Origin of the sequence: Synechococcus sp. CS-1332 (genome assembly GCF_025127995.1) — a bacterium.
GTDB lineage: Bacteria > Cyanobacteriota > Cyanobacteriia > PCC-6307 > Cyanobiaceae > Cyanobium.
The window spans coordinates 113,188-133,536 of record NZ_JAHLYP010000050.1 but is presented as its reverse complement, the minus strand read 5'-3'; the positions used below and the strand labels follow the sequence as shown (position 1 = coordinate 133,536).

Here is a 20,349-nt window from a genome sequence, read left to right as displayed (position 1 = left end):
CTTCCACCCCTCCACCTCCGCCCCAGGCCTGACGCCCCATGCCCCGGACCCTGCGCTGGGTGTTGATGCTCCTGCCCTTCGCCCTGTGGGGCACCGCGATGGCGGCGATGAAGCCGTTGCTGGTGGGGGCGTCCCCGGCGATGCTGGCCAGTCTGCGGCTGCTGCCCGCCGGCGTGGTGCTGCTGCTGGCGGCCCGCCTGCTGGGGCGGTCCTGGCGCATCGACCCCATCGATTGGCCCTGGCTGCTGCTGTTTGCCGCCGTCGACGGCAGCCTGTTCCAGGGGCTGCTGGCCCGGGGGCTGGGCCAGACCGGGGCTGGCCTCGGCTCGGTGCTGATCGATTCCCAGCCCCTGCTGGTGGCCCTGCTGGCCCGCACCCTGTTCGGAGAGGCGATCAATCCGGTGGGCTGGCTGGGCCTGTTGATCGGCCTGCTCGGCATTCTTTGTCTGGGACTGCCGGGGGAGGTGCTGCGCCACTGGTGGCTGCAGGGGCCTCCGGCCCTCCAGGGGCAGGCCTGGAGCCATGGCGAGGCCTGGATGCTGGCGGCGGCGGCGGCCATGGCGGTGGGAACCGTTCTCTGCCGCTATGCCACCCGGCGCAGCGACCCTGTCGCCATCACCGGCTGGCACATGGTCTTCGGAGGGGTGCCCCTGGTGCTGGTGGCCGGTGGTGAGTCCCTGTTGCGGCCGGAGGCCGTGTCCTTCTGGCCCCATTGGAGCCTGGGCCAGTGGGGGCTGATGGCTTACGCGGCCCTGCTGGGCAGTGCCCTGGCCTACGGCCTGTTCTTCTGGTTCGCCAGCAGCGGTGATCTCACCGGTTTCACCGCCCTCACCTTCCTGACACCGGTGTTCGCGGTGCTCTGCGGGGTGCTGCTGCTCGGGGAACGGCTGGTTCCCCTGCAATGGCTGGGTGCCGCGCTCGCCCTCATTTCGGTGCTGCTGATCAACCAGCGCGGCAGGCTCTGGCAGGCGGGCGGGAGGACGGAGCCGGCTTCGCCATGACCCGCACACTGCTGTTTGTTCACCAGAACTTCCCAGGCCAGTACCGCCACCTGGCGCCGGCTCTGCAGCGCCGCGGCGACCGGGTGGTGGCCATCGGCGGCCCCACCAGCCAGCCCCTCCCCGGCCTGCCGCTGCATCGCTATGACCCACTGCCGGGCGGTGGGGTGCCCCCCTGCCACCCCTGGGCGGCTGATTTCCAGACCAAGGTGCTGCGGGCCGAGGCGGTGGCCCGTTGTCTGGAGCCCCTGCTGCAGGCAGGCCTGCAGCCCGATCTGGTGATCGGCCATCCGGGTTGGGGCGAGCTGCTGGTGGTGAAGGATCTGCTGCCGGACGTCCCGGTCCTGCACCACGTGGAGTTCATCTACCAGCTGCAGGGGGCCGATGTGGGATTCGACCCGGAGTTCGCTGACGCCGACTGGCGCCTGCGGGCCCGGCTGCGCCTGCGGCGGGCGCCCCAGCTCCTGGCTCTCCAGGACCTGGACTGGGGACTGGCCCCCACCCCCTGGCAGGCCAGCACCGTGCCGGCTCCCTTCCGCCAGAGGCTGAGCGTGATCCACGAGGGCATCGACACCGTGGCGATCGCCCCCCAGGGCTCCGCCCGGCTTCAGCTGCAGCGTGCCGGCCTGAGCTTCGTGCCCGGTGACGAACTGGTGAGTTTCGTGGCCAGGAATCTGGAGCCCTACCGCGGCTTCCACACCTTCATGCGCATGCTCCCGCTGCTGCAGCGCCTGCGGCCCAGGGCCCATGTGGTGATTGTGGGCGGGGAGGGCGTGAGCTACGGAGCGGCGCCCCCCGGCGGTGGCAGCTGGAAGGAGCTGCTGCTCCAGGAGCTGGGCGACAACCTCGATCGCTCCCGGATCCATTTCGTCGGCCACGTCCCCCACCCCGTGCTGCATGAACTGTTCCGGGTCAGCGCCTGTCACGTTTATCTCACCGTTCCCTTCGTACTGAGCTGGAGCCTGCTGGAGGCGATGAGCTGCGGTGCCCTCGTGATCGGCTCGGCCACGCCCCCGGTGCAGGACGTGATCGTCGATGGCCGCAATGGTCTGCTGGTGGATTTCTTCGATCACCAGGCCCTGGCCCAGCGGGTGGCGTCGGTGCTCGCCGATCCCTCGCCCCACGACGGGCTGAGGCGGGAAGCCCGCAAGACCGTGGTGGATCGGTTTGATCTGACCCGGGTCTGCTTACCCCAACAGCTGGAGCTGGTGGATCGGCTGATGGCCTGACGGGCGACACAGGACCTGACGGGTGGGGAGCGATAGGTTCCATCCGACCCGCCCAGCCGGTTTGACCGCCCTGCCCCGCCCCCAGCGCCGCCGGTTGCTGCTGTTCACCTTGCTTCTGGGCTTGGTGCTCTACGCCTGGCAACTGGGCAACACGGGCCTGGTGGATGAGACGCCGCCGCTGTTTGCGGCATCGGCACGGGCCATGGCGGAAACGGGCGACTGGTTGATCCCCCGCGTCAATGGACTGCCCCGTTACGACAAGCCGCCGCTGGTGTACTGGTTGATGGGGCTCATCTACGCCCTGCCCGGCCAGGAGCAGTGGAATCCCCTAGGCACCTGGGCCTCCGGTTTCCCCTCCGCCCTGGCCGCCATCGGGGTGATGCTGGCCCTGGCGGACACCCTGCTGCGCTGGCCCCAGCCTCCGTTCTCCTCCCGGGGGCAGGGCCCCATGGCCGTGCGCCCCGGCCTGACGGCCCTCACGGCCGCCCTGGCCTTCGGCCTCTCGCCCCTGATGCTGGCCTGGGGCCGCACGGCCGTGAGCGATTCCCTGTTCAGCGGCCTGGTGGCCCTGGCGCTGCTGCTTTGTTGGCAGGCCTATGCCAACCCGGCGCGGCCCTGGTGGCTGCCGTGGCCCGTGCTGGGGCTGGCCGTGCTGACCAAGGGCCCGGTGGCGGTGGTGTTGCTGGGTCTCAGCCTGTTGCTGTTCGGCTGGCTCCAGGCCGACGTCGCCGGGCTTTGGCGGCGGCTGCGCCCCCTGCAGGGCCTGGCACTCACCGCCCTGGTGGCTCTGCCCTGGTATCTCCTGGCGCTCCACAGCGAAGGCCGCCCCTTCTGGGACAGCTTCTTCGGATACCACAACCTGCAGCGCTTCACCGAGGTGGTGAACCGCCACCTGCAGCCGTGGTGGTTCTTCCTGCCGGTGATGCTGGTGGCCAGCCTGCCGGTGTCTCCCCTGCTTCTGGTTGGATTGGCCCGGGCCATCGGCCCTCTGCGCCGCTCCTGGTGCCCCACCCAGCCGCAGCTGCCCGCCACCTCCCTGGCCCGCTTCGCCGCCTGCTGGCTCCTGGCGGTGTTGCTGTTCTTCACCGCCGCCGCCACCAAGCTGCCGAGCTACTGGCTGCCCGCCACGCCTGCCGCCGCCCTGCTGATCGCCTTGGCGGCCCAGTCGGCCTGGAGCGGGAGTGGCGGCCGCCCCTGGGAGGGATGGGCCTGGGGTCTGAGTCTGCTGCTGGTGACGGGCCTGGGCCTCTCGTTCCTGCTGGCTCCCCTGTGGCTGCCTCTGATCAACGATCCGGAAATGCCCACCCTGGCTGTGGAGCTCGAGGGCAGCCCGCTGGTGCCGCTGGTGGCCGCCTGCTGGCTGCTGGCAGCGCTGCTGGGCTGGCTCTGCCGTCGCCGTCACCCACCCCTGCGGCTCATGGCCCTGCAGCTGCCGCTGGTGCTGTTCGTCCCCACGGCCCTGCTGCCCCTGTGGAGCGTGGGCGATCGTCTGCGGGGGGGGCCCGTGCGCCAGATGGCGGCGGCGCTGCAACGGCAGGGTCGTCCCGGGGAGCCCGTGGCGATGGTGGGTGTTCTCAAACCCTCACTGCACTACTACGGCAGGCGAGTGGTGATCTACGAGGGCATCGACGTGGAGGGTCCCCTCAACCTGGCGGAACGCCTGCGCCTGGAGCGGCGGGAGGGCCAGCAGCCCAGCACACCGGACGCCCAGCCCACCGTGCTGGTGGTCATCGACCAGACCACCGCCCGCGCTCCCTTCTGGCGCCATCTGGGGGCCACGGAGATCGACAGAGCCGGGGTGTACCGGCTGTGGCGTCTCGACCGCCGCCGCCTCGAGGCCTCCGTGGCGCAACTACGGCGGGATGGCTTCGCCCCCGACTGGCAGGCGCCCCGGCCGGAGCGTTATTAAGCCGCCGGAAGGTGGATGTGAAAGCTGCTCCCGACCGCGATCTCGCTCTCGACGTCGATCGAGCCCCCCATCGCTTCCACCAGCAGCTTGACCACGGACAGACCAAGGCCCGATCCCCGCTCATGCTCAATGGCATTGCGACCGCGGTGGAAGCGATCAAACACCTTGGGAATGTCCTCCGGGGAAATTCCGATGCCCTGGTCCTGGACTCTGATGCACAGTTTGCCGGCGTCCTGGGACAGGTCGAGGCTGATCGGTCGGCCAGGAAGGGAGTACTTGTCGGCGTTCTCGATCAGGTTGAGCAGCACCTGTTGCAGGCGGTCGGTTTCGGCCACCGCCCTGATCGGCCCATCGGCGGCCTCCTTGGGCAGGGTGAGCAGCAGGGGGCGTGACAGCTGGCTGCGGGCAAGGTCGCAGGCGGTGGTGAGCACCTCATCCACCGCCACCGGGGCCAGCACCATCTGCAACTGGCCGGATTCGCTGCGGGAGAGGTCCAGAAGGTCGTTGAGCATGCGGGTGATGCGGTGGGTCTCGGCCTCGGTGGTGGCCAGGGCGCGCATCTGTTCGGGATCCAGGTTCTGGCCCCGGCGCTGCAGGCGGCGCAAATAGCCGCCGATGATCATCAGTGGGTTGCGCAGCTCGTGGGAAACCAGCCCCACGAAGTGCCGCTGCTGGCTCCAGGCCAGGGCCAGCCGGTCGAGGAGGTCATTGAAGGACGCTGCCAGCTCCTCCACTTCCAGGGGGGCATGATCCAGCTTGAGGTGGCTGCTGGCCAGGCTTTCGGAGGTCACACCCGCCGCCAGGCGATGGAGATCCTGCAGGGGCTGGAGGATGCGGCGCGTGAGGATGGAGATCGCGACGAGGGTGAGCCCCAGACACAGGATCCAGACCCCGAGCAGCCCCAGCAGGATGGTGCGGAGTGCCGCGATGTTGGTGCTGATGTCCTCCGCCACCCAGAGCTGACTGCCTTCGGCGGAGCGATGCAGGGGATGGCTGAGGTAGCTGTTGCCAGCCTGGTCTCTCACCAGGCGGTAGTCCGTACCGATCAGCAGCGGGGTGATCGAGAGCCCTGACCAGGGACCCTGGGGCGCCGCCATGGCTCGCTTGATGAAGCCAGGGTTCGCCACGGGTTCCCCGGAGAACGGTCCGGGCAGCAGCAGGGATCCGTCGTTGCGGTGCACCCAGAAGAAGCGCTCCCTGACGCTGAGGCGATCCAGTTCCTGGCGCAGTTGACTGGCGTTGAGGGGGGATGGATCGCTGCTGGTCTGATCGAGCCAGATCGTCAGGGAGCCCGCCGCCAGCCGCTGCCCCGACTGCTGCTGGCGCAGGAGACACTGCTGGTTGATCAGCACGGTGAAGGCGGAAGCGGCCGTGAATCCCAGGAAGACCGACGTGAAGGCCGCGACCCTGAGCTGGCCGAGCAGGCTGCCGAACAGGCGCTGCCACCAGCCATGGGGAGGCGACCCAGCCTGGGGGGCCATCGGTGGCTTGGTCGTCACAGGTCGCTGTTCTCGGTCCGCTTGGGCAGGAGCCGCTCCAGCAGGTCGGGCAGCCGGTCGAGAAGTTCGTGCTTGAGCACGTAGTCGTCGGCGCCTGCCTCCTGGGCCTGGCGGCGCCGTTCGGGATCGTTCAGGGAGGTGAAGATGACCACCGGCACGGTGAAACCATGGGCGCGCAGATCACGCAGGCATTCGATGCCATCGCAATCGGGCATCTGCACGTCAAGGAAGACCAGGTCAATCCCCCCTTCGCCCAGCATTTTCTCGAGGGCCAGGCCGTTGGTGAGTGAGCGGACCTCGCAGCCGGAGTCCGCCAACTCCTCGGCCACCATGGCGCGGATGTGGGGGTCGTCGTCCACGATCGAGACGGTGGGTTTATCGGCGTTGGGCCTTTCAGGGCAGGTCATGACCTGGGTGGCGGTGGGGACGATCGCCCGCTGTGCCGAACGTTCCCGAAGGGAAAGGGGTGAGTTCATGGAGCCTGGAACCGTGCTTCATTTTGACGCGATCCGAGCGAAACGGCAGGGCTTAAAAGTGGCTGAAAAACTGCATCATGCGGCCACCGGTTGCGGACTGAGTTCCTTGTAGAGCTTCTCGAGAGCGTCGATGTTGCCGGTCAGGGTGTAACGCTCCAGGGCTCTGATGCGGGCTCGTCGTCCCAGTTCTGCCGTTAGCACCGGCTGGTCCCGCAGCACGGGCAACAGGGTGCGCAGCTGGGTGGTGACGCCCTGGGTGCTGATCACGATGCCCGCCCCACCCTCCAGCACTTCCCCATCGGCGCCGGCATCGGTGGCCACGCAGGCGGTGCCGCAGGCCATGGCCTCCAGCAGGGCCAGGGAGAGCCCTTCCACCAGCGATGGCAGCAGGAACACCTCGGCCAGCTGCAGAAGGGCCACCCGCCGGGCTCGGCTGGCTTCGTAGCCCCACCAGATCACGTCGGCTTCCGTGCCGGTCTGCAGCGAGGAGCGCAGGGGCCCGTCCCCCACGATCACGAGCACGCAGCCCTGGGGACGCACCAGCCGCCAGGCCTTCAGCAGGGCCTCGACGTTCTTTTCGGTGGCCACCCGGCCCATGTACAGAAACACGCGTCGGCCGCCCACCCTGAGGCGCAACTGGGCCAGGTCGGGTTCGCTGCCTGGGGCCGCCGGCGCCCAGGCCTCGGTGTCGACCCCGTTCGGGATCACCGCCAGCCGCTCCCGACGCACACCCAGGCGCACCAGTACCTCGGCCTGCAGCTCGGAAAACACGATCACCCTGTCAAATTTCGCCAGGGAGGGGGCGTAGAGCTGGTAGGTCAGCTGCTGGGTGCCTGCGGTGAGGTTGCGCAGCCCGGCGTCGAAGGGCGGATGGAAGGTGGCCACCAACGGCAGACCCAGCTGCTGGCAGAGGTCGGGCAGACGGAAATCCAGAGGCGAGAGGGTGAGGCTGGCGTGCACCAGATCGGGCCGCTGCCGCTCCAGGGACTCCCGCAGCTCCCGTTGGGCCCCTGGGGAGGGGATCGTGTACACCTGAGACTTCACCAGGTAGGGCAGGGCCACCTCGGGGTTGTCATCCGGCCGCCCGAGAACCGTGAGCTCGCCCGCCCCCGCTTCAGGCCGGCCCAGGGAAGGGGTGGGCGTGTCGAAGTGGATGAAGCTCACCGAGTGGCCGCGCTGCCGGAGGGCTTCGGTGGTGCTCAGTCCGTAGGTGACGTTGCCGCAGAACGGGGATTTCTTGCCCAACCAGGCAATGTGCATCACCTGGATGGCATCACGCAACAGCGGAATTTAGCAGCGTCTGGCGAACCATCAACTGCTACGCCAGGGGCGTTCACTCAAGGCGGCGATCGCCGCGATGGCCGCCAGCCCCCACAGCACCGGCAGCAGCCCGTAGCGGCTCACCACGGTGCCCGCCAGCACCAGGGGAAGGCTGAGGGCGATGTTGATCAGGTTGTTCTGCAGGCCGAACACCCGGCCCCGCTGGTTCTCCGGGGTATCTTCCTGGATCGTGGTCTGGGCGGGGATCGCCAGCAGGGCGGCGCCCACACCCAGCAGGCCGCAGAGCAGCAAGGTGAACACCAGGTTTCCCTGCAGCTGGCCCAGCAACACCAGGCACCAGGCAATGGTCCCCAGTCCCGCACTGGCCAGGGCACGCCGGCTGAAGCGTTCACCCAGCTGGGCCATGGCCAGGGCCCCCACGGCCAGCCCCAGCCCGCTCATGGCCAACAGAACCCCGAAGCGGGTGGGACCGAGCCCGCCGATCGCGGCCGCCAGGCTGATCGCCAGCACATAGAGAGCGGCCAGCAGGCTGTAGAGCAGCACCAGCTGGATCATGGCGCTGCGCACGTTGGGGCGCTCCCGCAGCACCTGCAACCCTTCGCCGATCTCCTCCCAGACGGAGATGGAGCGCTGCACCCGTGGCGGTTCGTGGATCTCGATCCCGGCGATGGCCACGGCCGCGGCGCCGTAGCAGAGCGGCAACAGCACGAACTCCCCGCCAGGGATCCCCACCTGGGCCAGCAAGGTGCGAAGCAGGCGCAGGATCGGATCGCCGAGCGCGAAACCGACGATGGTGGCGGCCATGCTGGTGGCCTGGTACACCGAATTGGCGGCGAGCAACTGGGGGTAGCTCACCAGCAGGGGGATGGCCGCCTGCTCGGCCGGGGCGAAGAACTGGGTCAGCACCGACTCGAAGAACGTCATGACCACCAGGGCCCAGTAGCCCCAGCTGAGCCCCAGCCACATCGGCCCGGGCAGCAGGCACAGGGGGGCCAGCATCACCAATCCGGCGCGCAGGCCGTTGGAGGCCACCATCACGGTGCGCTTCGGCCAGCGGTCGGCCCAGACGCCCGCCACCGTGCCCAGCAGCATCGCCGGCACGGTGTTGGCCACGTAAATCCCAGTGGCCAGGAGGGTGATCATCTGGGCCCGGGTCTCGAAGCTCATCCGGAAGGCGGCGGCCGCCTCCGCGAGGGCCGCATTGCTCTGGGGGGTGTCCGTCACCCAGTACTGGGCGATCAGGAACACCATCAACACGATGTAGAACTTGTCCGCCAGCTGGGAGAACACCTGGCCAATCCAGAGCCGCCGAAACCCCGGCAGGGCCAGGACTCCGGCCAGTCCCCTCTCGGTCTTGCCGCTCGGGCTCATGCTGGCTCGGACGGTTGGGAGGGCATGGAGTCGCAGGCGGTCCGCAGCAGTCTGAAGGCTCGCGGTCTCTGACCGAGATGCTCCCCGCACCAGGACTCCACCAGATCCAGCAGGTGCAGCCACACCGCTTCCGGCCCCATCAGCTGGCCGTCACGGCGTCGGGGAGGGCTCGGGCGCGTCAGCCGCTGCAGCAGGGCCAGCTCGGAGGGGTTGAGCAGCACCCGGGCACCGGGGATCGCACCGATCGCCAGTCCCTCGCTGGGCAGCAGGCTGCAGCGCCAGTCCCAGTCTCCGATCGGCGGCGCCAGCGGGGCACCGCTGCGGATGCAGCGCTGCAGGGGCAGGGCGAAGCCCCCCAGGGCCAGCAGGTGGACGCTTCCCTGCACAGCCACCGCCAGGGCCTCCACCCGATCGGCACGGTCCTTCACCACCGCCTCCAGGCGCCCGAGTTGGAGCAGCAGGTCGGCGAGCACCCCCGGGGCCGGCGTATCGCTGGGCACGAGTTTCAGGCACAGCTCAGCCAGGGCCTGGGCGGCGGCCAGGGTCTCCAGCCGCTGGGCCAGGCCGGTGTAATTGCGTAGCACCCGCAGCTGGCGCACCCGCCCCAGGCCGCTGCAGCCCCCCACCTGAAGAAACAGGTGGGCCAGGGGCACGGCGGCGGCCAGGCTGCTCTTCGGCCGCCGCGCGCCTGGCACCGCCAGCCGGGTGAGGCCCTCGTTCTCGCTGAGCAGGGTGAGCAGTCGGTCATGTTCGCCCAGGGGGCGACAGGTGAGCGCCAGGCCCTCGAGGTGGCGTTCAGGCACCGGCGCGCAGGGCCTGCATCAGGGCCACGCCCCGGCTGGTGCCCAACCGGCTGGCTCCGGCGGCCACCAGGGCCAGCGCCTGCTCCAGATCGGTAATGCCGCCGGAGGCCTTCACCGCGGCCCGGCCCCTGGCAAGGGCCATCAGCTGGCCCACCTGATCGGTCGTCACCGGGGGGCCGAAGCCGCTGCCTGTCTTGAGGTAGCGCACGCCGGCATCGATGCTGATCTCCACCAGCAGGGCCAGGGCCTCGGGGTCGAGCCGGCCCACCTCCAGGATCACCTTCACCGGCAGGCCCAGATCGGTGATGGCCGCCAGGTCGTCGAGAACGGCGCTGCCATCGCCATCGGCGAGGGCGCCGAAATCCGGCACCACGTCCAGTTCGTCGGCACCGGCGGAGGCAGCCCATTCCGCCTCGGCCCTCTTGATCGCCGCGGGGATGGCTCCGAAGGGGAACCCCACCACGGCGATCAGTTTCACCGCCCCATCGACCGGCAGCCGTTCGCGGGCCAGCGGCAGCCAGCGGGAGGCCAGGCACACGCCGGCGAAGCCGAAATGGCGGGCCTCATCGCAGCAGCGCAGGATCGCCTCCTGGCCCCGGTGGGGGTCCAGGAGGGCGTGATCGATCAGGGGGGCGAGATCGGGCCGTTCCGCCTGCCGCTCAGGTGTCACGGGCCTGGATGACGCCGAATCCACCGTGGTTGCGCCGGTAGACCACCTGGATCTGGCCCGTGCCCGCATCACGGAACATGTAGAAGTCGTGATCGATCAGATCCAGCTGATGCAGGGCCCCCTCCAGGTCCATTGCCGGCATGGCGAAATATTTGCGGCGCACGCCGCGGTGGGGCACGGCGGGCTCGAGGCCATCGGTGAGCGAGTCCCCGGGGTTGGGCAGTGTGGCCGCTCCGGCTTCCTCCGCGGCGGCCGAGCGGTGCACCGGTCCCTGGGTGCGCTCCTGGAGCCGGTCCTTGTAGCGGGTCAGCTGGCGGCTCAGCTTGGTGGCCACCATGTCGATGCTGGCGTAGAGGTTCTCACTGCGTTCCTGGGCTCGGATCACCACGCCGTTGGCGAAGACGGTGACTTCAGCCGTCTGCTGCGGAACCCTGGGGTTACGTTCCACCGACAGGTGCACGTCGGCTTCCTTGACGATGCCATCGAAGTGACTGATGGCGCGGTTGAGCTTGGTTTCGGTGTACTCCCTGATCGCTGGTGTGACGTCGAGATTGCGGCCGTGGATCAACAGTTTCATTCGGATTCGCTCCTCCAGAGGAATTCTGGCTCTGGGGCATCCCCAAGCTAGGAACGCAGGTGCATGGCCCCCAACACTCCCGCAATTCTTTTTGAATCCAAGGCCCCGGTGCCCTTCCCGCTGGCCTGGGACTGGCAGCGTCGTCTGCAGCGTCGTCGGCTCGACGATCCCTCCGCCCCCGACGCCCTGCTGCTGCTCCAGCACACTCCCTGCTACACCCTGGGTCGGGGGGCGAGCCTGTCCCACCTCGGTTTCGACGCCGACCACCCGCCCCTGCCCCTCTACCGCATCGATCGGGGCGGGGAGGTTACCCACCACGGGCCCGGCCAGCTGGTGCTCTATCCGGTGCTCGACCTCCAGCGCCACGGCGGCGACCTGCACGTTTATCTAAGGGCCCTCGAGGACGTCGTGCTGGAGGTGTTGTCGGAGCTGGGGCTGGAAGGGGAGCGCGTCGAGGGGCTGACAGGGGTGTGGCTGGAGGGCCGCAAGCTGGCGGCGATCGGAGTCGGGGCCCGGCGCTGGATCAGCCAGCACGGCCTGGCCCTGAACGTGAACGGCTCCCTGGAGGGTTTCGGGTCGATCGTTCCCTGCGGTCTGGCCGGCCGGCCGGTGGGACGGCTCGCGGACTGGCGGCCCTGCCTCACCCCGGAGCAGGTGGCCCCGCTGTTGCTGGCGGCCTTCGCCCGCCGCTTCGGCCTGACCCTGCGGCAGCCCGGGCCGGAGGAGGGACTGGGAGAATCCTGACCATCCGTTGCGCTGCGCCGGCCGCCCATGAACGCCAGAGCCGAGATCCACTGGAGCGGCAGCGCCCAGGACCGCCGCGCCCTTCTCCGCCGCCGCGACTGGAGCCAGCTCGAGGGGCTCGAGGGCCTCTGGCCAGACCTGGAGCGCCTGTATGGCTCCCAGGTGGCGTTGGACGCGCCCCATGGCCGCCACCCTGAAACGCTGCGCTTCGATGAGTTGCGCCAAGCGATCGACCGGGCCGCGGCGGCCTTCGCCGATCTGGGGGTGGCCGATGGCGACGTGGTGGCCCTGTTCGCCGAAAACGGTCCCCGTTGGCTCGTGGCCGACCAGGGGCTGATGCGGGCAGGTGCGGCCGATGCGGTGCGGGGCAGCGCGGCGCCGGCCGAGGAGCTGCGTTACATCCTCGAGGACGCCGGCGCCGTGGGCCTGGTGCTGGAGTCGGCCGCCCTGCTGGAGCGACTGGCGCTCGATGGGCAGGCCCTCGGGCGGCTGCGCTTCGTGCTGCTGCTGGAGGGCGAGGCCCCCACCGCGCCGGTGGCGTTGCCCTGCCTCACCTGGGACACCTTCCAGGCCCTTGGCGCCTCCAAGGCCTTGCCGCCTGTCCCCACGGGTGGGCCCGAGCGGCTGGCCACCCTGCTGTACACCTCCGGCACTACGGGCCAGCCCAAGGGGGTGCCCCTCAGCCACGCCAACCTGCTGCACCAGCTGCGCACCCTCGGGGTGGCGGTGTCGCCGAGTCCGGGGGATCACGTGCTCTCCGTGCTGCCGATCTGGCATGCCTATGAGCGCACCGCCGAATACTTCCTGCTGAGCTGCGGCTGCCGCCAGACCTACACCACCCTCAAGCAGCTGCGCTCCGACCTGCAGAAGGTGCGGCCCCAGTATCTGATCAGCGTGCCGCGGCTGTGGGAGGCCCTGCTCTCTGGCTTTGAGGATGCCCTGGCGGCCATGCCGACGTCACGCCAGCGCCTTCTGGGTAAGGCCCTGGCCGTCAGCCGAACCTTCCACCGGCGCAAGCGGGTGGCCCTCGATCTCACCTTGAAACAGGAATCTCCCGCCACCCGGCTTGTGGCCGCGGCGGGTGCCCTGCTGCTCTGGCCGCTGCATGCCACGGCCGGTGCACTGCTCTGGCCGAAGGTGCGCGGCCAGCTGGTGGGGGGGCGGCTGCGCACCGCCATCAGCGGTGGCGGTGCCCTGGCCATCCACGTCGACGGCTTCTTCGAGGCCGTCGGCATCGAGCTGCTGGTGGGCTATGGACTCACCGAGACCAGCCCGGTGCTCGCCTGCCGGCGGCCCTGGAGCAACCGTCGCGGCAGTGCCGGGTTGCCCCTGCCGGACACGGCCCTGAAGGTGGTGGATCCGCAGGGCAGGGCCCCTCTCGCCGTGGGTGAGCGGGGGCTGGTGCTGGCGAAGGGCCCCCAGGTGATGGCGGGCTACCACAACAAGCCCGACGCCACGGCCAAGGTGCTGGACGGGGAGGGCTGGTTCGATACCGGCGATCTGGGCCTGCTGCTGGCGGATGGAACCCTGGTGCTGACCGGCCGGGCCAAGGACACGATCGTGCTCAGCAGCGGCGAGAACATCGAGCCCGGACCCCTGGAGGAGGCCCTGGTGGCGTCGCCCCTGGTGGAGCAGGTGATGCTGGTGGGCCAGGACCGCAAGCAGCTCGGTGCCCTGGTGGTGCCGAAGGCGGAGGCCCTGCAGGCCTTTGCCGCCGAGGCAAACCTGCCGTACCCGGGTGCCGACCCGGCCCTGCTGCGGGCCCTCTGCCGTGAGTGCAATCGCCTGCTGGCGGCCCGCCCGGCGTCCCGCCCGGATGAGCGGCTCGGAGCGGTGACCCTGGTGGAGCCCTTCAGCATCGACAACGGCCTGCTCACCCAGACCCTGAAGCAACGACGGGATCGCATCGCCGACCGGGACAGGGCCGCCATTGCCGCGCTTTACGGGGAGAGCTGACCCCATGGTTGACCGGATCGCCCGTGGCCTGACAGCCTGAGCCCTGCACCTGCACTCCCATGGCCGACGGCAACAGCCTGAACATCAAGCGATCGATCACGGTGCGAGCCGTGGTCACGCCGCGCTGGAAGGAAGATGCGGAGCGGGAGCTCAGCACCGCGCTCACCAACTTCGACCAGCAGCTGGCCCAGCTGGAGCAGGAGGGGCAACGGCTGATCGACGAGATCCGCCGCCAGAGCGCCAATCCCCTTGATCCACGGGTGCAGGAACAGGTCGGTTCGGTGCAGCAACAGGTGGCGGCCAAGCGAGCCGAGTTCGAGGAGCAGAAGCGCCAGGTGCTGGAGCAGCAGCGCCAGGTGCGGGAACTGGAGATGGAGCAGGTGGTGGAACAGGGGCAGATCGAGAGCTTCTGCGACGTCCAGGTGGGCGACAACCTGGTGCAGAAGCTGCAGGTGTCGGTCTTGGTGCGGGACGGCGTGATTGAGGCGATCGAGGGGGGCTGATCCTTCCGCCGCCTAAAATCCCCCCCATCACAGAGGCAGTCCCCCGTTGGCCACCCACGAAATCTTCATGCCGGCCCTCAGCTCCACCATGACGGAGGGCAAGATCGTGGAGTGGCTCAAGAAGCCCGGGGAACGCGTCGAACGCGGAGAATCCGTGCTCGTGGTCGAGTCCGACAAGGCGGACATGGATGTGGAGGCCTTTCAGGAAGGCTTCCTGGCGGCCGTGCTCATGGAGGCGGGCAGCACCGCTCCGGTGGGTGAAACGATCGGTCTGATTGTGGAAACCGAAGCGGAGATCGCCGCGGCCAAGGCGGCGGCCCCCGTACCGGCTGCTGCGGTGGCGGCGGCCCCGGCTCCGGCGGTACCCACTGCCGTGCCTCCTGCCCCGGCACCAGCGCCGGTGGCCCCTGCGGCCCCAGTGGCGGCCCCGGTCGTTGCACCGGCACCAGTGGCTGTGCCAGCCGGCGCCGGCGACGGCCGCGTGGTGGCCACCCCCCGGGCCCGCAAACTGGCGGCCCAGCTGGGCGTGGCCCTGGCTTCTGTGCGGGGCACCGGACCCAACGGCAGGATCCAGGCCGAGGACGTGGAGCAGGCCACCGGCCAACCGGTGAGCATTCCGCGGGTGGCCGAGGGCACCGCTCCGGCCATGGCGGTCGCCGCTGGCAATGGCGCCGCCGCCGCTCCTGCCGCGCCCGCTGGTCAGGCCTTTGGCCGCCCCGGTGAGACGGTGGCCTTCAACACCCTGCAGCAGGCCGTCAATCGCAACATGAACGCCAGCCTGGCGGTCCCCTGCTTCCACGTCGGCTACACGATCACCACCGACCGGCTCGACGGCTTCTACAAGCAGGTGAAGTCCAAGGGGGTCACGATGACGGCCCTGCTGGCCAAGGCGGTGGGCATCACCCTGGCCCGCCATCCCCAGCTGAATGCTTCGGCCAGCGACGCCGGCATGGCCTACCCGGCGGCCATCAACGTGGCGGTGGCGGTGGCCATGGATGACGGCGGCCTGATCACCCCGGTGCTGGCCGGCGCCGACCGCACCGACCTCTACGCGCTGTCGCGACTGTGGGCCGATCTGGTGGCCCGCTCCCGTTCCAAGCAGCTCAAGCCGGAGGAGTACACCACCGGCACCTTCACCCTCTCCAACCTGGGCATGTTCGGGGTCGATCGCTTCGACGCGATCCTGCCGCCGGGAACCGGCGCCATCCTGGCGGTGGCCGCCTCCCGGCCCGTGGTGGTGGCCCTCAAGGACGGGTCGATCGCCGTGCGGCGTCAGATGCAGGTAAACCTCACCGCCGATCACCGCGTCATCTATGGCACCCATGCGGCGGCCTTCCTCAAGGATCTGGCCGACCTGATCGAGAACCGGCCCGAAAGTCTGGCCCTCTGACCCCATGGCCCTGGCAGCTGGCGCCGACGATCCGGATCTGCGCCTCTCCAGCTATGACTTCGAGCTGCCCCAGGAGAGGATTGCCCAGAGGCCGATAGAACCGCGGCATGCCGCCCGGCTGCTGGCGGTCGAGCCACCGGATACACCTGCTCCGGGCGCTCGTCATGTGAAGGTCTGGGATCTCCAGCACGAATTGAGGCCCGGTGATCTGCTGGTGGTCAACGACACCCGGGTGCTCAAGGCGCGGCTGGCGGCGCGCCGCGCCAGCGGCGGCGCCGTGGAGTTGCTGCTGATCAACCCTCTCGGCGATGGTCTCTGGCTGGCCCTGGCCCGGCCGGCCCGGCGCCTGCGCCCTGGAGAACTGTTGCAACTGGAGGCCCCAGGTGAGGCTCCACTCCCGGTCGAGGTGGTGGGGGAGGATCCCGCCAGTGGTGGCCGCATCCTCCGCTTCCCCTCCGATCGCGCCACGGCCGAGGCGATCGAGGGGTTGCTGCAGCGCTACGGCACCATCCCACTGCCGCCCTACATCCACAGCCACGACCCGAGCGACGACGAGCGCTACCAGACCCGTTACGCCGAGCGGCCAGGTGCCGTGGCCGCCCCAACGGCCGGGCTCCACCTCAGTGACGAGTTGCTGTCTGAGATCAGGGCCAGGGGGGTGACGATCGCCCGCACCACTCTGCATGTGGGTCTGGGCACCTTCCGGCCGATTGAAACGGAGGATCTCAGTGAGTTGGAACTCCACAGCGAGTGGGTAGAGGTGAGCCCTGAGCTGGTGGAGGCGGTGGCCCGTTGCCAGCGGGAGGGCGGCCGGGTGATCGCCATCGGCACCACCAGTGTCCGCTCTCTCGAAGGGGTCGCGGCCATGGGGGGGGGCGTGCTGGCGCCCTATGCGGGCCCAGTGAACCTGGTGATCCAGCCGGGCTTCCGCTTCCAAGTGGTGCAGGGGCTGCTCACGAACTTCCACCTGCCCAGGAGCTCCCTGTTGCTGCTGGTGAGCGCCCTGATCGGTCGCCGGCGGCTGCTGGAGCTCTACGGCGAAGCGATCGCCGGTGGCTATCGGTTCTTTTCCTATGGCGATGCGATGTGGATTCCTCCGGCAGCGGTGCTGCCCCCCGGGGTTACTCCGTCCGAAGACTCAAAGGATTCAGAGCGAAATCCTCCAGGTCAGCGGTGAAGTCGGCCCACCCAACCACGCCCAATGGTCGACTGAACAGGTAGCCCTGGATGACGTGGCAGCCCTTGTTCCGCAGCAGATCAAATTCCGCCTCTGTTTCAACTCCTTCACCCACCACATCAAAAGAGAGAACGCTCGAAAGCTGGATGATGGAATCCACGATGGCTTGATTTCGTGGTTTGCCTTCAATGCCGGTAACGAAGGAGCGATCGATCTTCAGGGAGTTAAAGTTGAAATGCTGAAGATAAGCCAGAGACGAGAAACCAGTGCCAAAGTCGTCGATGACAATCTTGATTCCTTGTGACTGCAAATTGTCGAGAACTTTTGCAAGGCCCTCAAAGTTCTCAGCCAGCACACTCTCGGTGAGCTCAAGATGCAGCAATTCACTTGGGAAGCCTGTTTCGCAAGTGATTTCTGAAACTCGCTGAATGAAATTTGGATCCTCCAGCTGAATGCTGGACACGTTCACAGCCATGCTGATCGGTTGTACCGATGACTTCAGCCATGTTTGCCCCTGCTTGCAGGCCTGCTCAAGGATCCAATAGCCAAGGTCTACGATCAATCCGCTCTCTTCGGCCAAGGGAATGAAGTGATTGGGGGGGAATGCTCCCCCGACCCTGGCATTGCCACCGGATCAGGGCTTCGGCGCCGCAGACTCTTCCACTACTTAGATTGAGCTGAGGTTGGCAGACCATATGGAATTCCGAGTTCCGAAAGCCTTGCTCCAGATCTAGATCCATCTGGAGGAGAAGCTTTGTACGCTCCGCCCTCAAGTGATTGACGGTAGACTGCATGATCTCCATGACTCCATAGAGCTCCTGGGGTTCAAGGACACTGGTAAGGCTGGTCTCGGTTACGATCCCGGCAAGGGTTCCATTTTGGGATTTAATGACCAAGCGCCTCACATGGAGAGAAGCCATGAGACTCAGTACAACCCCTATGGAGTCATTGGTTTGAGCGAAGGTCAGCGGAGTGCTCATGATCTGCGCTGCTTCAACGGAATTGAAATCAACACCTAATCTGTTTAGCTGTACGAGATCCCCTTCTGTGAGTATTCCAACGGGAATTTGATCTTCCGGCTCGATGCTGGCACCGCTGCAAATCACGATGCAGCTGACCTGTTTGTTGACCATCAATCTGGCTACAAGCTGCAGGGTGTCCGAAGGTGAAGCCGTGACGACGGTGCTCGTCATGATTTCACACACTTTACGCAAGCGCAGAAAGTGGCTTTCCTTCAGCAGTTGTCGCAGGCTTGATTGCGTAATCAGTCCTTCCAGTCTGCCATCACTGTCAACGACTGGCAGATAGCGAATTTTCCGGGCTTTCATTATTCGATTTGCTACAAAGATATCTTTGTACTCCTCTAGCTGAATCGTGACAACTGGGGTGGTCATCACCTCTTCCACTGTTGTAGAAGAGCCGGGTGAATCGCTGATAATTAGTTTTAGTAAGTCCAGCTCTTTGAGGATCCCAATGATGCGCTGATCTGCATTGGCTATTAACAGGCAGCCAGTTTTGCGTTTTGCTGCCTGGGCAATTGTGGAATCAAGGTTATCCTTGTGGAGCTGGTTCAGGTCGCAGGAAGCGGCATTGCCTCTGATCAGGGTAAAGGCCGCATCAAGCGAGGTATCGGGAGAGGCAATAGCGACATCCTTTAGAATGGCTTGCCTGGGATCATCGGAGTTGAAATTGGGCCCTTTGGCCGGTTGTTTTTATCCAATGATCCTGCCCATGACAGATTCTATAATTCTAGGATCATTTTCTGCTTTAGGCAATGAGGAAGATCTGCTCTCATGGTGGGGCAGGATGATGCTAAAACCATTAGGGATATTAATCGCTTCTGATTCTAGCTGGGCCTCTAGCAGCGGCCCTTGCTACAAGTGGGCAACGATGCCATTCCGCAGAGAGTTGTGGCCATTCCCTGATGAGAGGGCGAACATGTTATAGCTGCTATAAAAATGCCCCCGCAAAATGCAGGGGCTATAGGCAGAATGGGGTTGATGAATTCCCAGATGTGCTGGTTGAGAATCAGGCGGAGGCCAGGTTTCCGGCCACGAAGTCCCAGTTGACCAGCTTGTCGAGGTAGGTGGTCATGTAGTCGGGACGGCGGTTCTGGTAGTCGAGGTAGTAGGCGTGCTCCCACACATCCATGGTGAGCAGGGCCTTCTGGCCATGGGCGAGGGGCAGATCGGCGTTGGCCGTCTTGGTGATCTTCAGGGTGCCGCCATCGAGCACCAGCCAGGCCCAGCCGCTGCCGAACTGGGTGGCGCCGGCGGTCTTGAACTGCTCGCTGAAGGCCTCGAAGCTGCCGAAGTCGGCGGCGATCTTGTCGGCCAGAGCACCGGTGGGGGCGCCGCCGCCACCGGGCTTGATGCACTGCCAGTAGAAGCTGTGGTTCCAGACCTGGGCGGCGTTGTTGAACACCCCGGCCTTGGTGGCGTCACCGGCGACGGCCAGGATCACCTCTTCGAGGCTCTTGCTTTCGAGGTCGCCCCCTTCGATCAGCTTGTTGAGGTTGGTGACGTAGGCGGCGTGGTGCTTGCCGTGGTGGAACTCGAGGGTCTGCCGGGAGATATGCGGCTCGAGTGCGTCGAGGCCGTAGGGCAGTTCGGGCAGCTGGTGAGCCATGGGAGAGGGAGGGGTCTACGCGCCATTGTAACGATTGCAACCCTGGGGAAGGCAGCTGCAGCGCCGTTGCTCAGCCCTTCACGTCCAGCAGTTCCACCTCGAACACCAGGGTGGCGTTCGGGGGGATCACGCCACCCGCACCGCGCTCGCCGTAGGCCAGATCGGGGGGAATGACCAGCTTGCGCTTGCCGCCCACCTTCATCCCGGCCACGCCCTCGTCCCAGCCCCGGATCACCCGGCCGGCGCCGAGGGGAAAGCTGAACGGACCGCGGCCGTAGCTGCTGTCGAATTCCTTGCCGTTGGTGAGGGTGCCGCGGTAGTTGACGACCACGGTCTGGCCGCTCTTGGCTTCGGCGCCCTCGCCCAAGGCCAGGTCGGTGATGCGCAGGCCGCTGGGGGTGGTGCGCTCGGTGGGGGAGACGAGCTCCCCGCCCAGGGCCGCAGCGCCGCTGGAAGCCATCTCGGCGCTGGAGGAATCGGGGGCCATGGTGAACAGGGTGGGGTTGGGGACGTCGGGGTCGAGTTCAAGGGGCGCCGCCACAGCGGGGCTGGCCTGGGGCGCGGTGGGGGCAGGGCCGGAGCGGGCCAGGGCCTGCTCAACGCCGGCGGCGGCGGGGGCCGGCGACGCCGCTTCCACCACCGAGGGGGACACCAGTTGGCTCACCAGGGCCAGCATCAGGCAGGCCACACAGACGAACGAGCTGATCAGGATGTCGCGCATGCGGAAAGTCCCTGGATGGGGCGATTCTGCCAGTGCGATCAGTCGCTGCTCTCGCCGCTGTTCTGGCGCTGGCGCAGGGCCTGCTCCAGGCGGTCGATGCGGCCACGCAGTTCGTCCAGCTCCCGCTGGCGGGCCAGGCCCAGGTCCTGCAGCAGCTGGTCGCGGTTGCGCTCCAGCTGGCGTTCCGCCTGTTGTTCCACTTCCGGCGTCTCGCCCCGCAGGGCGCGCATGACGTCCTCGACCAGCGCGGAGGCGTGGTTGGGATCAAGGCGGCCGCTGCTCACCCATTCCTGGCTGACGTACTTGAGACGGTCGGCCACCAGCGAGGTGGTGCCGAGGCCGCGCAGCAGCAGCATCTGCAGCAGATTGCCCTGGTCCATGAAAGAGGTTTCCTTGGGGAAACGGCGTGACTCTCCC

The 20,349-nt window shown here is 67.5% G+C and carries 20 protein-coding genes; 8 read left to right on the top strand and 12 right to left on the bottom strand.

What is annotated here, in order from left to right; translation table 11 throughout:
• The first annotated feature begins 38 nt into the window (after positions 1 to 38).
• The 3 genes from KQ305_RS13020 to KQ305_RS13010 all read left to right on the top strand — a co-directional run bounded on the left by KQ305_RS13020 (position 39) and on the right by KQ305_RS13010 (position 4,136).
• Positions 39 to 1,001, top strand: a complete 963-nt coding sequence (locus KQ305_RS13020) for a DMT family transporter (RefSeq protein ID WP_259725826.1) — start codon at positions 39 to 41, stop codon at positions 999 to 1,001.
• On the top strand, positions 998 to 2,227 hold the full coding sequence (locus tag KQ305_RS13015) for a glycosyltransferase (RefSeq protein ID WP_259725825.1): 1,230 nt from the start codon (positions 998 to 1,000) through the stop codon (positions 2,225 to 2,227). The genes KQ305_RS13020 and KQ305_RS13015 overlap by 4 nt, the downstream gene beginning before the upstream one ends.
• Before the next feature lie 61 nt (positions 2,228 to 2,288).
• Positions 2,289 to 4,136, top strand: a complete 1,848-nt coding sequence (locus KQ305_RS13010) for a glycosyltransferase family 39 protein (RefSeq protein WP_259725824.1) — start codon at positions 2,289 to 2,291, stop codon at positions 4,134 to 4,136.
• Here KQ305_RS13010 and KQ305_RS13005 read toward each other — a convergent pair.
• The 7 genes from KQ305_RS13005 to hpf form a co-directional block, all read right to left on the bottom strand.
• Positions 4,133 to 5,617 carry a cell wall metabolism sensor histidine kinase WalK gene (locus KQ305_RS13005; RefSeq protein WP_259725823.1) on the bottom strand — a complete coding sequence of 495 codons (1,485 nt, stop codon included), beginning with the start codon at positions 5,615 to 5,617 and terminating at the stop codon, positions 4,133 to 4,135. The two genes, KQ305_RS13010 and KQ305_RS13005, sit on opposite strands and share 4 nt — an antisense overlap.
• Positions 5,618 to 5,631: 14 nt before the next feature.
• Entirely contained in the window at positions 5,632 to 6,111 is a 480-nt protein-coding gene (locus tag KQ305_RS13000) for a response regulator transcription factor (protein ID WP_259725822.1), read from the bottom strand.
• A 75-nt stretch (positions 6,112 to 6,186) separates the two neighbouring features.
• Entirely contained in the window at positions 6,187 to 7,374 is a 1,188-nt protein-coding gene (locus KQ305_RS12995) for a glycosyltransferase family 4 protein (protein WP_259725844.1), read from the bottom strand.
• 48 nt (positions 7,375 to 7,422) lie between these two features.
• On the bottom strand, positions 7,423 to 8,763 hold the full coding sequence (locus tag KQ305_RS12990; RefSeq protein WP_259725821.1) for an MFS transporter: 1,341 nt from the start codon (positions 8,761 to 8,763) through the stop codon (positions 7,423 to 7,425).
• A complete protein-coding gene (recO, locus tag KQ305_RS12985) occupies positions 8,760 to 9,566 on the bottom strand; it encodes a DNA repair protein RecO (RefSeq protein ID WP_259725820.1) in 807 nt (268 codons plus the stop codon). Before recO ends, KQ305_RS12990 begins: the two co-directional genes overlap by 4 nt.
• Complete coding sequence (gene deoC, locus KQ305_RS12980) at positions 9,559 to 10,236, bottom strand: deoxyribose-phosphate aldolase (protein ID WP_259725819.1); 678 nt, start codon at positions 10,234 to 10,236, stop codon at positions 9,559 to 9,561. Before deoC ends, recO begins: the two co-directional genes overlap by 8 nt.
• Positions 10,226 to 10,813: a ribosome hibernation-promoting factor, HPF/YfiA family gene (hpf, locus tag KQ305_RS12975; protein WP_259725818.1), complete on the bottom strand. Its 588-nt coding sequence runs from the start codon at positions 10,811 to 10,813 to the stop codon at positions 10,226 to 10,228. The genes deoC and hpf overlap by 11 nt, the downstream gene beginning before the upstream one ends.
• 63 nt (positions 10,814 to 10,876) lie before the next feature.
• On the opposite strand from hpf, the gene lipB reads away from it, so the two are divergent.
• Genes lipB through queA form a run of 5 tightly spaced genes read left to right on the top strand, consistent with a single transcriptional unit; the run spans position 10,877 to position 16,583 of the window.
• The gene (lipB, locus tag KQ305_RS12970; RefSeq protein WP_259725817.1) at positions 10,877 to 11,557 is read left to right on the top strand and encodes a lipoyl(octanoyl) transferase LipB; all 681 of its coding nucleotides are present in this window, start codon (positions 10,877 to 10,879) and stop codon (positions 11,555 to 11,557) included.
• 27 nt (positions 11,558 to 11,584) lie between these two features.
• Positions 11,585 to 13,513, top strand: a complete 1,929-nt coding sequence (locus KQ305_RS12965) for an AMP-binding protein (protein ID WP_259725816.1) — start codon at positions 11,585 to 11,587, stop codon at positions 13,511 to 13,513.
• Positions 13,514 to 13,572: 59 nt separating this feature from the next.
• Complete coding sequence (locus KQ305_RS12960) at positions 13,573 to 14,016, top strand: YlqD family protein (RefSeq protein WP_259725815.1); 444 nt, start codon at positions 13,573 to 13,575, stop codon at positions 14,014 to 14,016.
• Positions 14,017 to 14,062: 46 nt separating this feature from the next.
• Positions 14,063 to 15,406, top strand: a complete 1,344-nt coding sequence (locus tag KQ305_RS12955) for a dihydrolipoamide acetyltransferase family protein (protein WP_259725814.1) — start codon at positions 14,063 to 14,065, stop codon at positions 15,404 to 15,406.
• A gap of 4 nt (positions 15,407 to 15,410) precedes the next feature.
• Complete coding sequence (queA, locus tag KQ305_RS12950; protein ID WP_259725813.1) at positions 15,411 to 16,583, top strand: tRNA preQ1(34) S-adenosylmethionine ribosyltransferase-isomerase QueA; 1,173 nt, start codon at positions 15,411 to 15,413, stop codon at positions 16,581 to 16,583.
• Here queA and KQ305_RS12945 read toward each other — a convergent pair.
• The 5 genes from KQ305_RS12945 to KQ305_RS12925 form a co-directional block, all read right to left on the bottom strand.
• Positions 16,528 to 17,163, bottom strand: coding sequence for an EAL domain-containing protein (locus tag KQ305_RS12945; protein ID WP_259725812.1), 636 nt, complete (start codon positions 17,161 to 17,163; stop codon positions 16,528 to 16,530). The two genes, queA and KQ305_RS12945, sit on opposite strands and share 56 nt — an antisense overlap.
• On the bottom strand, positions 17,114 to 17,977 hold the full coding sequence (locus tag KQ305_RS12940) for a CBS domain-containing protein (RefSeq protein ID WP_259725811.1): 864 nt from the start codon (positions 17,975 to 17,977) through the stop codon (positions 17,114 to 17,116). Before KQ305_RS12940 ends, KQ305_RS12945 begins: the two co-directional genes overlap by 50 nt.
• A gap of 634 nt (positions 17,978 to 18,611) precedes the next feature.
• On the bottom strand, positions 18,612 to 19,211 hold the full coding sequence (locus KQ305_RS12935; RefSeq protein WP_259725810.1) for a superoxide dismutase: 600 nt from the start codon (positions 19,209 to 19,211) through the stop codon (positions 18,612 to 18,614).
• Between the two features lie 70 nt (positions 19,212 to 19,281).
• Entirely contained in the window at positions 19,282 to 19,932 is a 651-nt protein-coding gene (locus tag KQ305_RS12930; RefSeq protein WP_259725809.1) for an FKBP-type peptidyl-prolyl cis-trans isomerase, read from the bottom strand.
• Between the two features lie 38 nt (positions 19,933 to 19,970).
• On the bottom strand, positions 19,971 to 20,312 hold the full coding sequence (locus KQ305_RS12925; protein WP_259725808.1) for a phasin family protein: 342 nt from the start codon (positions 20,310 to 20,312) through the stop codon (positions 19,971 to 19,973).
• Between the last annotated feature and the right edge of the window lie 37 nt (positions 20,313 to 20,349).